This is a genomic window from Belliella calami (genome assembly GCF_022549695.1).
Taxonomy (GTDB): Bacteria; Bacteroidota; Bacteroidia; order Cytophagales; family Cyclobacteriaceae; genus Belliella; species Belliella calami.
On record NZ_JAKZGS010000021.1, the window covers coordinates 39,328 to 56,225 of the forward strand.

The 16,898-nt window shown below is 37.3% G+C and carries 15 protein-coding genes; 12 read left to right on the plus strand and 3 right to left on the minus strand.

Annotation, left to right across the window (positions count from 1 at the left end):
• Positions 1-23: 23 nt before the first annotated feature.
• On the plus strand, positions 24-1,589 hold the full coding sequence (gene rny, locus MM236_RS17730) for a ribonuclease Y (protein ID WP_241276333.1): 1,566 nt from the start codon (positions 24-26) through the stop codon (positions 1,587-1,589).
• A gap of 56 nt (positions 1,590-1,645) precedes the next feature.
• Here rny and MM236_RS17735 read toward each other — a convergent pair whose 3' ends face one another.
• Entirely contained in the window at positions 1,646-1,867 is a 222-nt protein-coding gene (locus MM236_RS17735) for a hypothetical protein (RefSeq protein WP_241276334.1), read from the minus strand.
• Between the two features lie 406 nt (positions 1,868-2,273).
• On the opposite strand from MM236_RS17735, the gene MM236_RS17740 reads away from it, so the two are divergent.
• The 5 genes from MM236_RS17740 to MM236_RS17760 all read left to right on the plus strand — a co-directional run bounded on the left by MM236_RS17740 (position 2,274) and on the right by MM236_RS17760 (position 6,197).
• Complete coding sequence (locus MM236_RS17740; protein WP_241276335.1) at positions 2,274-2,630, plus strand: hypothetical protein; 357 nt, start codon at positions 2,274-2,276, stop codon at positions 2,628-2,630.
• 250 nt (positions 2,631-2,880) lie between these two features.
• The gene (locus MM236_RS17745) at positions 2,881-3,210 is read left to right on the plus strand and encodes a hypothetical protein (protein ID WP_241276336.1); all 330 of its coding nucleotides are present in this window, start codon (positions 2,881-2,883) and stop codon (positions 3,208-3,210) included.
• A 187-nt stretch (positions 3,211-3,397) separates the two neighbouring features.
• Positions 3,398-3,742 carry a hypothetical protein gene (locus MM236_RS17750; protein ID WP_241276337.1) on the plus strand — a complete coding sequence of 115 codons (345 nt, stop codon included), beginning with the start codon at positions 3,398-3,400 and terminating at the stop codon, positions 3,740-3,742.
• A gap of 321 nt (positions 3,743-4,063) precedes the next feature.
• Positions 4,064-4,843 carry a zinc-dependent peptidase gene (locus MM236_RS17755; RefSeq protein WP_241276338.1) on the plus strand — a complete coding sequence of 260 codons (780 nt, stop codon included), beginning with the start codon at positions 4,064-4,066 and terminating at the stop codon, positions 4,841-4,843.
• 73 nt (positions 4,844-4,916) lie between these two features.
• On the plus strand, positions 4,917-6,197 hold the full coding sequence (locus tag MM236_RS17760) for a M20/M25/M40 family metallo-hydrolase (RefSeq protein WP_241276339.1): 1,281 nt from the start codon (positions 4,917-4,919) through the stop codon (positions 6,195-6,197).
• 130 nt (positions 6,198-6,327) lie between these two features.
• On the opposite strand, the gene MM236_RS17765 is transcribed toward MM236_RS17760, so the two are convergent.
• Positions 6,328-7,962, minus strand: coding sequence for an ABC-F family ATP-binding cassette domain-containing protein (locus MM236_RS17765; protein ID WP_241276340.1), 1,635 nt, complete (start codon positions 7,960-7,962; stop codon positions 6,328-6,330).
• Positions 7,963-8,551: 589 nt separating this feature from the next.
• Here MM236_RS17765 and MM236_RS17770 point away from each other — a divergent pair.
• Entirely contained in the window at positions 8,552-8,821 is a 270-nt protein-coding gene (locus MM236_RS17770; RefSeq protein WP_241276341.1) for a hypothetical protein, read from the plus strand.
• Between the two features lie 67 nt (positions 8,822-8,888).
• Here the strand turns inward: MM236_RS17770 and sucD are convergent, their stop codons facing one another.
• Positions 8,889-9,770, minus strand: a complete 882-nt coding sequence (gene sucD / locus MM236_RS17775; RefSeq protein WP_241276342.1) for a succinate--CoA ligase subunit alpha — start codon at positions 9,768-9,770, stop codon at positions 8,889-8,891.
• 130 nt (positions 9,771-9,900) lie between these two features.
• Between sucD and MM236_RS17780 the strand changes: the two genes are divergently transcribed.
• The 5 genes from MM236_RS17780 to MM236_RS17800 form a co-directional block, all read left to right on the plus strand.
• On the plus strand, positions 9,901-13,335 hold the full coding sequence (locus MM236_RS17780; protein WP_241276343.1) for an ATP-binding protein: 3,435 nt from the start codon (positions 9,901-9,903) through the stop codon (positions 13,333-13,335).
• A 52-nt stretch (positions 13,336-13,387) separates the two neighbouring features.
• Positions 13,388-14,566, plus strand: coding sequence for a hybrid sensor histidine kinase/response regulator (locus MM236_RS17785; RefSeq protein ID WP_241276344.1), 1,179 nt, complete (start codon positions 13,388-13,390; stop codon positions 14,564-14,566).
• Positions 14,567-14,568: 2 nt separating this feature from the next.
• A complete protein-coding gene (locus MM236_RS17790) occupies positions 14,569-15,201 on the plus strand; it encodes an ABC transporter ATP-binding protein (protein ID WP_241276345.1) in 633 nt (210 codons plus the stop codon).
• Entirely contained in the window at positions 15,198-16,421 is a 1,224-nt protein-coding gene (locus tag MM236_RS17795) for an ABC transporter permease (RefSeq protein WP_241276346.1), read from the plus strand. The genes MM236_RS17790 and MM236_RS17795 overlap by 4 nt, the downstream gene beginning before the upstream one ends.
• Positions 16,422-16,469: 48 nt before the next feature.
• The coding region (locus MM236_RS17800) for a hypothetical protein (RefSeq protein ID WP_241276347.1) at positions 16,470-16,898 on the plus strand (429 nt) is incomplete at its 3' end.

Sequence of the window (16,898 nt, forward strand, 5' to 3'; positions counted from 1 at the left end):
GGTATTTATAGATTAATACACCTATGGGAGAATCAATATACATTATCATTGCAGGTCTGGTAGGACTTGGGATTGGCGCCTTGGTTGTAGGCTTTTTTATGAAAGGCAACAACAAAAAAATAGAAGAGGACGCAAAAGAGAAAGCCAAAATCATTCTGCGTGAAGCGGAAATGAATGCTGAGTCTTTGAAAAAAGACAGAATTCTCGAAGCCAAAGAAAAATACCTCAAGCTAAAATCTGAGTTTGAAGAAGAGGCTAATAAGAAGAAAGCCATCATCATCACCAATGAAAACAAGCTCAAACAAAAAGAGCAGGTGCTTTCTAAAGAGTTGGAACAAGTGAAGCGCAAAGAAGCTGAACTCGAAAGCAAGAAGGAAAATCTAAATGCCCAAATGCATTCAGTTCAGGTGAAAAAAGATGAGCTAGACCGAGTGACTAGCCAACGAATCGCTGATTTGGAAAAAATAGCCAACTTGACCAAAGAAGAAGCAAGAGAGCAGCTTGTAGAAATGCTCAAGGACGAAGCCAACACCAAAGCTTCATCACATATCAAGGATATCCTTGACCAAGCAAAACTTTCTGCAACCAAGCAAGCCAAGAAGATAGTATTGGATACGATCCAAAGAACGGCTACTGAGCATGCAATCGAAAATTGCGTGTCGGTATTCAATATCGAAAGTGATGATATCAAAGGTAAGATCATCGGTAGGGAAGGTAGAAATATCCGTGCCCTTGAAGCAGCTACAGGAGTAGAGATTGTAGTAGATGACACACCAGAAGCAATCATCATATCTGGATTTGATCCAGTAAGAAGGGAAGTAGCGAGACTTTCGCTTCACAGATTGGTACAGGATGGAAGAATCCACCCTGCTAGAATTGAAGAAGTAGTCGCCAAGACCGAGAAAAATATAGAAGAAGAGATTGTAGAGATTGGTGAAAGAACTTGTATTGAGTTAGGGATTCATGGCCTTCATCCGGAGTTGATCAGAATGGTAGGGAGGATGAGATTCCGTTCATCTTACGGACAGAATTTGCTTCAACATTCAAAAGAAGTAGCCAAGCTATGTGCTACCATGGCAGCAGAGATGGGTTTGAACGCAAAAATGGCGAAAAGAGCAGGTTTGCTACATGATATCGGAAAAGTCTACCCAGAAGAAGCAGAACTTCCACATGCGATCTTGGGTATGGAGCTGGCGAAGAAATACAAGGAGCATCCAGAAGTATGTAATGCTATCGGAGCTCACCATGATGAAATCGAAATGACGTCTATGATTTCACCGATCGTACAGGCTTCAGATGCGATTTCTGGTTCTAGACCAGGTGCAAGAAGGGAAATCATGGACAGCTATATCAAGAGATTGAAAGATCTTGAAGATTTGGCATTGAGCTTTGATGGAGTAAACAAATGCTTTGCGATGCAAGCAGGTCGAGAATTACGCGTATTGGTAGATGCTGACAATGTGAGTGACCAAACGGCAAGTCAATTGTCTTTTGATATTTCCCAAAAAATCGAAAAAGAGATGCAGTATCCAGGACAGATCAAAATCACCGTAATCAGGGAAATGAGATCTGTGAGTTACGCTAAATAGTCAACGGTCGACCATCAATAGTCAACTGTAATAAAATTAATCTACGGCCTGTGTATTCACAGGCTGTTTTTTTTGTCCCATGGTCCGTGTCCCCACAGACCATTCTCACATTTCAACACCCTTTCCATGGCCTGTGTCCTCACAGACCATATTACACCCTTTCCATGGTCTGTGTCCTCACAGGCCATATTTTTCATATCATTCGATCCATTGTCAGTGTCCTCACAAACCATCTTTTCCCCCCACTCCAATTCATGGTCTGTGTCCTCACAGACCATTTGTATAATATTTTTTTCAACCCGTGTTCTGTGTCTTCACAGAACACACTGTCCCGAGGTTTGTTTCTTCAAAGAGCACATTTTCCCGAGGTCTGTGAGATACAGAACATAATCCATCCTATGTTCTATATCTCAAAGTTCACTTTTGTTATTATTATTACTTTAAAAGCATTTACCACCAGCCTTTTTTATAAATTTTGGTTTATTACTTGCGCTTGTGTTTTATGTGATTGAAGATTAGTTTTTTAAAATAAATATAGAATATTTTTCAAGATATATATGTGATATATTTTTTTAAATCCCTACCTTTGCACCTTCAAAAATAAAAGAATTGCTTTTTCAATATGAAATAGGACAAAAATTTTATTTTACCTATCAATTTATTTTACCTATCAATTTATTCGCTATGAAAGCAAGATTACTATCACTAAAGGTTTGTCTAACCTTTGGCCTAATTGTGGGTTTGTTTCTCAGTTCATGTATAGAGGAAGATCTTGATGAGAAAGAGCAATTGCTAGAATACAGAGTTTATAGTAATACAGAAGGGGCACTTATTTCCCTGACAGATTATAGTTTGACTGTTAAAGATTACTGGGAGAAAAAGTTTGTCACAAAGGGTTATTATGGACAAATAGTAGCTAGATGTGATGATCCTAAAGTTTTGATTACTGCTGAGATTTATGTTGATGGGAAATTAAGAGCCAAAATGGAGAAAAACAGCTATTTAAATTTAACCCATCGTATAAAAGGAAATGGTTATTAGTCCCTAGAACTTAGATTAAATGTAATGTAAAAAAGCCCCTAAAATCATTTTGGGGGCTTTTTCATTATTGATCTACAAATAACCAATAACTTGTTTTGCAAGTTTAGATTCCAATACCATGGTCTGTGTCCTCGCAGAACACTTTATGTTAAATATAAGGAGTATAAGGTAAATAATTAAATAGATGAGATGCTATGATTGTCTCTTTGAGTATAGAAATTTTAGGTATTATGTTTTAACAATTATAAATATGAAGCCAATAAGTATAATAAATATTATCTTACTGATATTTTGTGTGAATTTTAGTTCGTGTACAGAAGATTCTGATAATTACAAGGTAGAGTATAAGGTTTACAGTAACAAAAAAGATATCCCTATAAGACTCTCATCGCCTAAAGTGATAATAATAAAGGATTATTGGGAATACCAAAGTATTGGAATTATAGGAGGGACGGCGCAAATTGAAGCCAGATGTGATGATCAGAATGTGTTAATTACTTGTGAAATTTATATAAATGGCAAATTGAAATCGAAAATGGATGGAAATGGTTTTTCAACAGTTAGAACACGAATTGAGTAATCATAAATGGAAAAGAATTAGATTTTAATTTCTACAATTCTCTCGTCCATGACGTATTGGCTTTAAGCAATTCTGTTATTGTACATAAGTATACAGCAGGTCATGGAAATCTAGGGATAATAGCTAAATAATTAATAGGGTAATTTTATTATATACTTCTAAATTATCAAAATTTAAAAATTACATTATGAGATTCAAAGGTATAAAAGTTTTATCATTGCTATTGATTTTCTTAATCATGGGTTCATGTATAGAGGAAGATCTTGATGAGAAAGAGCAATTGCTAGAATACAGAGTTTATAGTAATACAGAAGGGGCACTTATTTCCCTGACAGATTATAGTTTGACTGTTAAAGATTACTGGGAGAAAAAGTTTGTCACAAAGGGTTATTATGGACAAATAGTAGCTAGATGTGATGATCCTAAAGTTTTGATTACTGCTGAGATTTATGTTGATGGGAAATTAAGAGCCAAAATGGAGAAAAACAGCTATTTAAATTTAACCCATCGTATAAAAGGAAATGGTTATTAGTCCCTTAACTTAGATTAAATGTAATGTAAAAAAGCCCCTAAAATCATTTTGGGGGCTTTTTCATTATTGATCTACAAATAACAAATAACTTGTTTTGCAAGTTTAGATTCCAATACCATGGTCAGTGTCCCCACAGACCATTCTCTTTTTTTTAACAACATGTTCTGTGTCCTCACAGAACACTTTTGTCGATAAAAAGATGTGTAATTTAAATGGCTTTTGGAGACACAGCAAATGTTTAAAATCAAATAACAATTTTTTTAGTCAGTTTACTTTTTCTATTTTAGTAAAAATTACTAATCCACCTAACAGCTCTTTTTAATGTTTGTACTTACGCATTTATTCTTCAGTATTGGTGAGGTTTTTTATTCTTCTTACAAAAACCTTAAGGTTCGATTAGCCAAGAAAAAATTATCTGAACAAGATAAAAACATCTTAAAAAATCTCTTTCCCTACTATGCGAATTTGGATGCAGGCCATAAACAAGAGTTTATAGAAAAGGTAGAGTGGTTTATAGCTGAGAAAAATTTTTTACCACGAGGAGAGTTGAGAATGGTTACGCAAGAGATGGAACTATTGATCTCAGCCACAGCGGTGATGGTTACTTTTGGATTTCCAGGAGTAACTTTAAAACATTTCAAAAAAATACTGATTTATCCTGATTCCTATTATTCAACGATTAATAAACAATTTCATCAAGGAGAAGTCAATCCAAAGTTAGGAATCATTGTATTGTCTTGGGAGAATTTTGTAAAAGGATTCATTGATCTACAGGATGGGATAAATCTAGGGATTCATGAAATCGCGCACGCTATGAAGCTCGAAAATCAAATTCATTATAACAGTGAGAGTAATTTCTTCAATCCAACACTTTGGGGACGATACGCTGAAAATGCAGCTCTGGAAATAGAGAAGATCCTAAATGGAGAAGAGACTATTTTTCGCTCCTCTGCAGCAAACAATCAACACGAGTTTTTTGCAGTTGCCTTGGAAGTATTTTTCGAAAGGTCAGTCGAACTCAAAAGCTACAATCAAAGACTCTATCAATCTTTGGTCTACTTGCTGAGGCAGGATCCAATTGTATTGGGCCGAGAGGTTTAACTCAAATTGTTTACAAGCGGTATTGTTATCTTTTTGATTTATTGTGACTTTTGGTGTTATAAATTCTTCTTTTATGAAAATATTCAAAAGCTTACTATCACTCGCTCTATCGTTTCTTTTTGTCCAAGTTTCTGCTCAGGAAATCAAACCATCTTACAAAACAGCTGTAGAAAAACTAGCAAAGAAAAAAGAAGTTCAGGATGCTTTTGCTTACATCCTTGAGATTGATGAGCAAACGATAGCTGATATGATCACTTTGACAGAGATTCCTGCACCATCTTTTGAGGAAGCAGCAAAAGGTCTCGTTTTCGCAGAAATGCTTCGGAATGCTGGAGCTGATTCCGTTTGGATCGATGAGGTGGGCAATGTCATCGCATTGAGAAAAGGTAAGAAGTCGGATAAAACGATTGTGATCGATGCGCATTTGGATACTGTTTTTCCAATGGAGACTGATGTAACGGTGAAGCAAAGAGGTGATACATTATATGCGCCTGGAATAGCTGATGCCAACCGTTCTTTGGCCATGTCTATTGCCTTGATGAAGACGCTTGTACATCAGAATATCAAGACAATACATGACTTATGGTTTGTAGGTTCCGTTGGAGAAGAAGGGCTTGGAGATTTGAAAGGGATGAAACACCTTTTTAGAGAAGGAGGCCATACAATTGATGCTTTTATCGCTATTGATGGAGGAGGGATAGATGGTATCGTCAATGGAGGAATCGGCTCTCTTAGGTACAGAGTTACTTTCAAAGGTTCAGGAGGACATTCCTATGGCGCTTTTGGAATAGGGAATCCTCACAATGCCTTAGCCAATGCGATTTCTAGTTTTGTTCCGAAGGCCGATCTGTTTACCAAAGAAGGAATCAGAACAACTTATAGCGTGTCAGTCCTAGGAGGAGGGACTTCTGTGAATTCTATTCCTTATGAATCTTGGATGCTCGTCGATATGAGGTCGGAAAGCCAAGAAAGACTACAAGGAATCAAGAATTTATTTCTGGAATCAATTGAAGAAGGTTTAGAAAAGGAAAACAGCATTATTCGCAGTGGGGATTCTTTGACAGTAGATATAGAAAATGTAGGAGATAGACCTAGTGGACTGCTTGAATCAGAACACTCTTTGGTCCAACAATCGATGGCAGTTGCGAATTACCTTACAGGAAAGCAGTCAAGATTAAGTTCTAGCTCTACGAATAGTAATGTGGCCTTTTCATTAGGAATTCCAGCAGTGACAATCGGAAGAGGAGGGCAGGCCGGAGGCGGGCACAGTCTAGATGAGTGGTTCCTCAACAAAGATGGCTATCTCGGTCTTCAGAATGCTTTATTATTGATTTTGATGCAAGGGGAATATTAAGAAAGTATGATGTTCAAAAACAGAAATCCCAAGCTTAATCAAGCTTGGGATTTCTGTTTTTAAAGACTTTTTATTTCCATTTATTTCACGAAGTATATTTCTACTTTATTTCGCTACACTAACTTCAATTTCACTTCCTCTCCACCTCTCTCAAATTTTCCAGCTTTTTGTTTCTCAGGAATCCATTGATATCCTCGAAGTGTTCTTTGACCCGCTTGTTGCCAAATTCGAAAACTTTGGTCACCAACCCATCCAAGAAATCCCTATCGTGGGAAACAACGATCAAAGTTCCATCAAAAGCTTTTAGCGCATCCTTGATGATGTCTTTGGTTTTCATATCCAAATGATTGGTAGGTTCATCGAGAATCAAGAGATTGACAGGTTCCAGCAAAAGTTTGATCATTGCCAATCTGGTTTTTTCTCCTCCGGAAAGCACTTTTACCTTTTTGTTGATATCATCGCCTTTGAACATAAATGCTCCCAAGAGATCCTTTATTTTTCCCCTGATTTCTCCTACAGCGATTTGGTCGATCGTATCGAAAATCGTCAGGCTTTCATCCAATAGCGAAGCTTGGTTTTGGGCAAAATAGCCGATCATGGCATTGTGTCCCAATTCACATTTTCCTTCAAAGTCTATTTCTCCCATGATGGCTTTGATCATGGTTGATTTTCCTTCACCATTTTTTCCTACGAAAGAAACTTTCTGGCCTTGTTCGATGGTCATACTTGCATCTTTGAAGACTACATGATCGCCATAGGTTTTTGTGAGCTCTTCTACGATGACTGGGTATTTTCCAGACCTCGGGGATGGAGGGAAACGCAATTTCAAAGCAGAAGAATCAACTTCATCCACTTCTACGATATCCAACTTCTCCAACATCTTCACTCGAGACTGTACTTGCAAAGTCTTGGAGTAAGTGCCCTTAAATCTTTCTATGAATTGAGTTGTCTCAGCAATAAATTTCTGCTGCTCGTCGAATTGCTTCTGCTGTTGCTCTCTTCGCTCTTTTCTCAACTCCAAATAATGGGAATACTTGGCTTTGTAGTCATAGATTCTTCCCATCGTCACTTCGATGGTTCTATTGGTGATATTATCCACAAAAGCCCTATCGTGAGAAATTACCACCACTGCTTTTGCTTTTTCCGTCAGAAAATCCTCTAGCCACTGAATGGACTCGATATCCAAATGGTTGGTAGGTTCATCCAAAAGTATCAAGTCTGGTTTCTGCAAAAGGATCTTAGCAAGTTCAATTCTCATTCTCCATCCGCCAGAGAATTCCTTGGTTGATCTTGTGAAATCAGCCCTTTCAAACCCTAATCCCAAGAGTACTTTCTCTACTTCAGCTTCATAATTGACTTCTTCTATAGCATAAAACTTTTCACTCAATTCAGAGACTTGTTCGATGATCTTGTAATATTCTTCCGAATCGTAATCAGTCCTAACGGTGAGTTCCTCGTTCAGTCTGTCAATTTCTGTTTTCATATCCAGGTATGAGGCAAAAGCTTTGGAGGTTTCTTCCATCACAGTGCAATCATCTGAGGTGAGTAAATGCTGGGGAAGGTAGGCAATCACTGCGTCTTTTGGGGCAGAAACGCCACCTTTAGTAGGTTTGGTCGCTCCAGCTATGATCTTGAGCATGGTGGATTTTCCGGCTCCATTTTTACCCATCAGGGCTATTTTGTCATTCTCGTTGATGGAGAAAGAAACATCGCTAAACAATGCCGATCCGCCATGTAATACCGCTATATTATCTACTGAAATCATGAAATTCGAATTTGAAGATGCAAATGTAAGGAATTGAATCAAAATGTACTTCTTTTTTCGATATTCGTAGGGGATTCAATAGGATGGTGTATTGGTTGTTTCAAAAACATTTTTGAATCATAATTCCGGAATTTTCTAAGGAATTATAAAGTACAAATAGATTGAACAAGAAAAATTGTTTTTTTGATTTTCGGTTTGTTGGTAAGAGCATGTACTGCTAGTGTGATCCATGTTTTACTTTCTTCCAAGTCACAATTCATCAGTGTAATTTACTTTTTCAAATCTATCAAAAATCAAAATTAAGACAAGAGGATTTTATCTTATGTTTTCGCTCTTAAAAAGACATATTGAATTATATGATTTTCCGTAGTGACACCAAATGGTAAGTATATCACTCAAAATTATGCGAATATATCGGCAACAGCTTACACTCATCTGACCATACTTGATTGAAATGAACTTAAAACAACATTATTATTGGCTACTGGTGTAAAATCGGATATACACATTGAATCATGAGGATGGGGTTTTAAATATTTTTTTGGAATGGAATTTGCAATAAATTACATAACTAAAAAAAAAATTCAATATGAACAACAGAGAGAAATTAGAAAAAATGGACAGGGCGTTGAGGATGTTGGAAGATTTGAAAAATAGCCAGGTAGCCATGATTGAGAAGTCTTCTAAGCTTCAAATGGATGCGATGGAATTCAATTTTTCAGAAATGGAAAAAAACATGGGAGATCTTTTTAGTAGATACAATGACTCCTTAGATTTGGTAAACACCGAATTGGAACGATTTGAAATCAAAAGAAACCAGTTTGAGCAAGAGCACGGATTGGACAAGATCGAAGAATAACAACGAGATTTTAAAAAAAAAAGCCGTTTTGAGAGTTCAAAACGGCTTTTTTATGTTTTTGGGTGGCTTAAGCTTCAACACCAAGTGCTTTGGCCATTACAGCTCCTATTTCCGCTGGAGATTCAGCTACATGGATTCCGTTTTCTCTCATGATTCTCATTTTGGCTTCTGCTGTATCATCAGCTCCACCTACGATAGCACCAGCATGTCCCATTCTTCGTCCTGGAGGGGCAGTCTGTCCAGCGATAAACCCTACCACTGGTTTTTTATTACCTGTTTCTCTGATCCATCTTGCAGCATCCGCTTCATAATTTCCTCCGATCTCGCCAATCATTACGATGGCGTCAGTTTCAGGGTCTTCCATTAATAGTTGAACAGCATCTTTTGTAGATGTTCCAATTATCGGATCACCACCAATGCCGATGGCAGTAGAAACACCCAAACCTGCTTTAGCCACTTGATCCGCAGCCTCGTAAGTCAAAGTTCCAGATTTGGAAACAATTCCGATTCTACCTTTTTTGAATACAAAACCAGGCATGATACCTACTTTGGCTTCTCCAGGAGTGATTACACCTGGACAGTTAGGGCCGATCAAAGTAGCTCCTCGTTCTTTAATATATGGTTTTGCTTTCATCATATCAGCCACAGGAATACCTTCTGTGATAGCAATGATTACTTTGATGCCAGCGTCGGCAGCTTCCATGATCGCATCAGCGGCGAATGCCGGTGGAACGAAAATGATTGAAGTGTCTGCACCAGTCTTGGTAACTGCTTCTTCAACTGAATTGAACACAGGCTTCTCCAAGTGCTTAGAGCCACCTTTACCTGGCGTCACTCCTCCCACTACGTTTGTTCCGTATTCTATCATTTGCTGTGCATGGAAAGATCCTTCAGATCCTGTAAAACCCTGCACAATCACTTTTGAATTCTTATTGACTAATACACTCATGTTGCGATATTTAAAGTTTGCCACAAAAATAAAGGAATATGCCCTTACTTAAAAAGAAAATGGAAACAATATCCATTTAATTTACACTCTGCATAACTTTTTATAATTTAGAGGGTGCTTAAAGGCTATTATGAAAAAAATCACCCTGTTTATTATCTGCTTTATCACCTACGGTGTTGTTATTTCACAATCATTTCAGTTCAATAGACAGATCAAAGGTGTCGAATTGACAACTGATAACGTTCATGGGATTATTCAGGATGACAAAGGAATGGTGTGGTTCAATACTAATGATGGCGTGTTTTATTCAGATGGGATCGCTACTTACCCTATTCCTGAGGGAATTTCCAATCAACTTACCAATAAGGTAAAGCTGCTCAAGGATGATGATGGGTACATTTGGATAGCAAATCAAATTAAAGAAGCAAAAGCGTTTTTCTTTGATGGAGATAAATGGCACGAACAGCTTTTGCCTGAAAAAATCAGGAATAAAGATGGAGTTCCATACATCGAATTTGCAGTAGTGGGAAAGGGTAGTGGCAAGAAATTATTCCTGATTTTTTCCAAAGAAGCTTTTTACTCCGATTTCAATTCCCAAAACTGGGATCGGTTGGAAATTGATTTTTTCAAAGAAGGTTGGCTCAGATCGGTGTATGAGGATAAAGGCAAAGTCTATTTGTATTTTGATTTGTCTACCTTCTTGTTGGAAGATGGTGATTTGGTGGATGTCAAACCTAAAGGGATAGAACTACCTTCAAAAATAACAAATATTGCTTATTGTGAAGAAAGTAGGTCTTATTATTACTTGGGGAAGGATTTTCTGGCTTCAGGTTCTGAGTTTATGCAAGTCGATGAAATCATTCATAAAGGGTTTTTGAATGATATTTTCAGTGCTGTTGATTATAGTTCCTTACAAATAAGAGAAGGGAAGGTTTATTACTTTTTCAATTCCCAATTGCATAAATATTCTCCTATTTCTAAGCAAATTCAGGAAATAAGTGCAGCGGATGCAATAAAATCAATCAGTATTTATTCTGCACTTGTCGATAGGGAGGGGATTGTCTGGATTGGTACGCATAGAGGTCTCGTAAATATCAATTCACTAAAGTTCCTGAATTATGATTCCAAAATCCTTTTGGACGATGAAGTTACAGCGATCAAAAAATTAGATGATAACAAGTATTTGATAGGTTTTAATAGCGGGATACAACTTTTTGATAATGGGTCATTAAAAACACTGCTTCAAAATGAAGGTTTTGCACAACAGCCAAGAAACAGGATAACAAATTTTGCTCAAGATAAAAATGGAATAATCTGGTTTTCATCGAACCTTGCGGGGGTTGGTAGATTTGATCCAAAAACAAATTCACTCAAGTATGAAGAAAGTCCTTTGGGTAAATTTGTTACCGCAGTAAGTATAATTGAGGATAGTTTGGTCGTGGTAAGCAGAGATAAAGTTTACCTTTCTCATATTAGCAATAGCAACTCAGGTCATTTTTCAAATGACATCACAGACTCAATTTTGGATGGGTTCAATCAAGATGAGATTTTCCTTAGAAAAATAGGGAAACTTAAAGATGGTAGGTTGATATTTATGCAGGGCGGAAACACCTTTGTCCAGGCAGCATTTATGGAGACAGCAAACTTTTTAAATGTCATCGGCTTTGATTATTTAGAGATTGACAATAAGATATACCTTGGTACTGAGACTGGACTGAAAATTTATGAAGATGGGGAAATGAAACTTTTCGAATTGAATGGACAGTCAATTTTGAGGCCTGTCTATGCATTGCATATTGACAAAAACCAAAATATCTGGGCGGGGACAGACCAAGGTGTGTTTGTGGTAAGCGAAGACAATATTGTGAATTATGATGAAAAAAGCGGTTTGGCTGGATCAGAGATTAACAGAGGGGCTTTGGTAGATGGTGACAAAGGAGAGATATTCATTGGAACCCAACGCGGTCTTTCGATTTATTACGAAGATGAAGAGGATCGGAGGGTGATCAAACCAATTACAGAGATATTGGGGATAAATCTCTTGAACAAAGAAAAACCATTTCCAGATTCCAACAAGATCCAATATGAAAACAATTCCATAGAAATCAAATATAGAGCGGTCAGCTTTCTTCAAAACTCCAATTTGACAGTTAGATACAAGTTGGAAGGATACCATGCAAATTGGCAAGAAATAATAAATCCACGATCTAATACGCTTGTATTCAATAATCTGCCACCAGGTGATTACCAGTTTAAGTTGCAGGCAAGTTTAAGGGGAGTGTTTGATGATGGATATATATCAAGTGAACCATTTACCATCCAAAAGCCGATCTACCTTCAGATTTGGTTTGTTATTTCTTTACTCTTGTTGTTTTTTGGTATAGGTTTTTTGTTGAATGCTTTTATGACGCAATGGAGAAAGCAGAGTATCCTAAAGCAAACCATCGATGAAAAAACCAAGCAAGTTGTAGTAAGTGAGAATCAATTTAGGAATGTATGGAACAGTTCAGCGGATGGTTTGTTGCTTTCGGTAGAAGGAGGGAAAATAATCACAGTAAATCCAAGTTTTGCGAAATTAGTTGGGTTTTCTATGGAAGAATTAAGTGAGATGTATGTCAAAGATATTTATACTGACCCTGATTATTACAAAAATCAAAAAGATAGTATAATTGAGTTTTTGGACCGAAATCAAGATCAAGGAGTTACTTTTGAGATGGAAATGCCATTGAAAAATGGGACAAGGTATGTTGAAATTTACATAACGCGCCTGAATACAGAATTTGAAGAAAGACAAATAATGCTGTCAGTATTTAGAGATGTAACAGACAAGAAGAACTACGAAAAAGGGTTGGAACAGGCAAAAGTAAAAGCTGAAGAAGCAAATAAGCTAAAGTCCAATATCTTATCCAACATGAGCCATGAAGTACGCACACCACTGAACGGCATACTGGGAAGTACCGAAAATATAATGGATAAGTGGGGTGGCGATCCAGAATTAGTCTCACAGCTAGAGATAATTTATGAATCTGGTGAGAGGCTGCTAAGTACTATTAATAGTATTTTGGACATGGCAAAGATAGAGGCTAATAAGTTTGAAGTCATTTACAAAGAAGCGAATGTCAATGACTTTGTAGGAAAAGTTCTATTGCCACTAAAGACACTTGCAATCAAAAAAGGTTTATTGCTTTCTACAAAGTTTGAAACAAAGTCATTTGTGGGTATTATAGACCAGCGATATTTGGGGATGATCATCAATAACTTGGTGGGCAATGCAATCAAATATACAGATGAAGGACTGATTTCTATAAAAGTCAGGAAATTCAATGAAAGTCTTGTTTTTGAGGTTTTTGATAATGGAATTGGAATGACAGAAGATTTTATGAAAAAACTTTTTAGGCCCTTTGAGCAGGAAAGTGGAGGGTATGACCGTAAATATGAAGGAACAGGACTTGGGCTTACAATCACAAAAAACCTCGTAGACATTCTCAACGGTACGATACATATAGAAAGTACAAAAGGGAAGGGGACTTATGTAAAGGTCGAATTGCCTTTAGGTAAAATTTGATTTTAGTAAACGATTTAATCTTGTAATTTGCATCCAGATTTAAAAGCCACTTATGTTTCCATTAAGGATATTAATTACTGAAGACGATCATGTGTCTGCACTTCTTCTAAAAAAGGCACTTGAGAAAAACAATCATGAAATCATTGGTATTTCTGACTCTGGTGAAAAAGCTTTGGAGATTTTAGCTGAGCATCAAGCAGATATCGTGATGATGGATATCAATCTGTCAGGAGAGCTCGATGGAATCAAAACTACAGAGATTATCAATGAAAAGTATGATATACCTGTAGTCTATCTGAGTGCAAGTTCGGATTCCGAAACACTTACCAAAGTAGTAGGGACCAACCCAAGTGCTTATGTCATCAAGCCTTTCAATATCCGAGAGTTGAATATGGTCATCGAATTGGCGATTTTCAAAGACAGGAAAGAGAAAGAACTTCAGAAACTCAATAATGAATTAGAAGAGAAGGTCAGGCAAAGAACGGCTGATCTTCATGAAGCAAATAAAGAGCTCACAAGAGCTTTGGAGAAAGAACGGGAAATTGGTGAGCTTAAATCAAGAATAGTGTTAAACGTATCTCATGGTTTCAAAACCCCATTGACTTCAATATTGAGTTCTGCCCAATTACTTCAATTGTATGCGGAAAAAGAACATCCCTTCAAGCAAAAAATCGGTAAACATGCCCAAAAAATTGAAAATTCCGTTAGAAGTTTGAATAACCTCCTCACCTCAGTCTTGTTCTTCGGAAAGGCGGATGCCAACAAGATTGATTTTAACCCGAAGAAAATGTTTATGGCGGCATTCATCAATGAAGTGGTGGATGTAGTAAAAGCAGGTTCTGAAAATGATGTAAAGATTAACTTGAAAATTGGAAAAATTCCCAAAACCATCACTTCGGATGTTGAGCTACTTTATCAGATTTTTGAGAATTTGCTTTCAAATGCCGTAAAGTATTCAAAAGACGGACAAGAAGTGGACTTTTCTATATGGGAAGAGGATGATATGCTCAAATCTGAAATTAAAGATTACGGGATCGGAATTCCTCACAAAGAGCAAGATCAATTGTTTGATAGGTTCTTTAGAGCTAAAAACGTAGGGATAATTGAAGGCTCGGGACTCGGTCTTTCTATTGTAAAAAAATGTATCGATGTGTTAAAAGGAGAAATCAAATTTGAAAGTAACCCGGGAAAGGGGACAAAGTTTATAGTCACTATTCCAGTAAAAAAATAACTATGTTATCAGTAAAAAACATTCAATTCCAATACAATCCAGATTTAAAGTTTCAAGTTCCAGACATTTCTATGTCTGCTGGAGATGAACTTTTGATCTTGGGCAAATCAGGGAGCGGAAAGACCACCATACTAAATATTCTTGGGGGCCTTCTAAAGCCTCAGTCAGGGGAAATTCTACTAAATAATACAAAGCTTAATCTTCTTAAGGGGGCTGAATTGGATAAATTTAGAGGGAAAAATATTGGTATTGTTTTTCAAAAACCACATATCCTAGCCCCATTGACTGTAGAAGAAAACCTCAAATTGGCTAATTTCTTTGTAGGTGAAAAAGGTGATCAAAACCTGAATTTGCTCAAAGAGCTCGGGATCTTTGACAAAAGAAAAGCCAAGGTAAATACATTGAGCGAAGGGGAAGCCCAGCGGGTGTCCATTGCAAGGGCACTTGCCAATCATCCAAAATTGATATTGGCAGATGAGCCTACAGCGAGCCTTGATGACGAAAATGCTCAAGCTGTCATCAGACTTCTGCAAGAGCAAGCAAAAAAACACAATGCTGCTCTGATCATTGTCACACATGATCAGCGCGTGAAAGATCATATTTCGAACCATTTAATCATGGGAGGTCTATCATGAATATGTTGAAATTAAGTTGGAAATATTTGATCGCTAAGCCTTTGAACACGGGTTTGAATATACTTTTGTTGGCGCTTGGATTATCTATTATTACTGTTCTGATTTTGATCCAAGATCAGTTTGAGAATAAGATGACAAAAGATGCAGAAGGCATAGACTTGGTAGTGGGTGCAAAAGGGAGTCCGCTCCAATTGATTCTTTCAAGTGTTTATCATATTGATTATCCTACAGGAAATATTGATATGAAAGACGCAAAAGCGCTTGAAAAAAATAGGCTTGTAAAGAAAATTATCCCGCTGGGAATGGGAGACAATTATCAAGGATACAGGATTGTAGGTACCAATCATGATTATTTGCAGCTTTACGATGCAGGTTTTGATACTGGAAAAGAATGGATGAAGCCTTTTGAAGTTGCTTTAGGCTTCGAAGTTGCTAAAAAATTGAATCTAAAGGTTGGAGATTCTTTTGTCGGTTCCCATGGCATAGGAAGTAGTAGCCATGAGCATGATGAACATCCTTATATTGTCACAGGTATTCTTTCCCAAAAAGACAATGTTTTGGATAAGTTGATTTTGACAAGTATAGAGTCCGTATGGTATTCGCATGACGAAGGTCATGATCATGATAAGTTTGAAGCAGATGTAAGCATCTCCGGCTTTCCGGATACAGAAGAAGACAGAGAAGTTACTTCCTTGCTTTTGCAGTATAGAAATCCTATCGCTGCTGTCCAGTTGCCAAGATTTATCAACAGCAAAAGTGCTCTTCAAGCAGCTTCTCCATCATTTGAGATTTCGAGATTATTTGAGCTTCTCGGAGTTGGTGTCAAATTGATTCAAGGTTTGGCAGTAGCGATTATCATTATTGCTGGCTTGGGTATATTTATAGCCTTGTTCAATTCCCTGAAGGAAAGAAAATATGACCTTGCAGTGATGAGGACTTTAGGAGCTTCAAGTATTCAATTGTTTGTACATATCGTCTTGGAAGGAGTGATCCTGACATTGTTGGGAGCTATCCTCGGAATTGTGATTGGCCATGGCTTTTTGGCTGTACTCGTAATGCAGAATGAACAAGGTGCCATCAGTGGATTGAGTGCGGCAGTATTCTTGCAAGAAGAATTGTGGATAATTGCTTTTGCAGTGATAGTAGGCTTTGTTGCTTCATTGATTCCTGCTTGGACAGCTTATCAGACCGATATAGCCAAACAGCTTACAAAGTCTTAAACAAAATAGTGTAAATTTGTCAACCCAAAGAGAACAACTAGAGATACAATGAAATTAAAACAGACATTTATAATATTGGCATTGGTGTTCAGCACTTCCATTGCATGGGCACAATCTTCACCCAATGTGTGGAGAGATTTGTCAGAAGTGACATATAAGATTGGAGAAGATGATTTCGGGGAATTGTACATCCCAGTATTCAGTTCCAAGATCAAAGGTATAGAAGGAAAAGTAGTGGAAGCAGACGGTTACATCATTCCTTTTGAGGGGATGTTCAAGCCAGAGCATATCATTCTATCTTCTTTGCCTTTGGCCGAATGCTTTTTCTGTGGATCAGGCGGGCCTGAGACTGTAATGGAAGTGATGCTGAAAAACCCCATAAAATACACCTCAAAGAGAGTGAAGGTAAGAGGTAAACTGACATTAAATGACAAAGATCCAGAAAAATTAATGTACATCCTTGTTGATGCGGAGCTA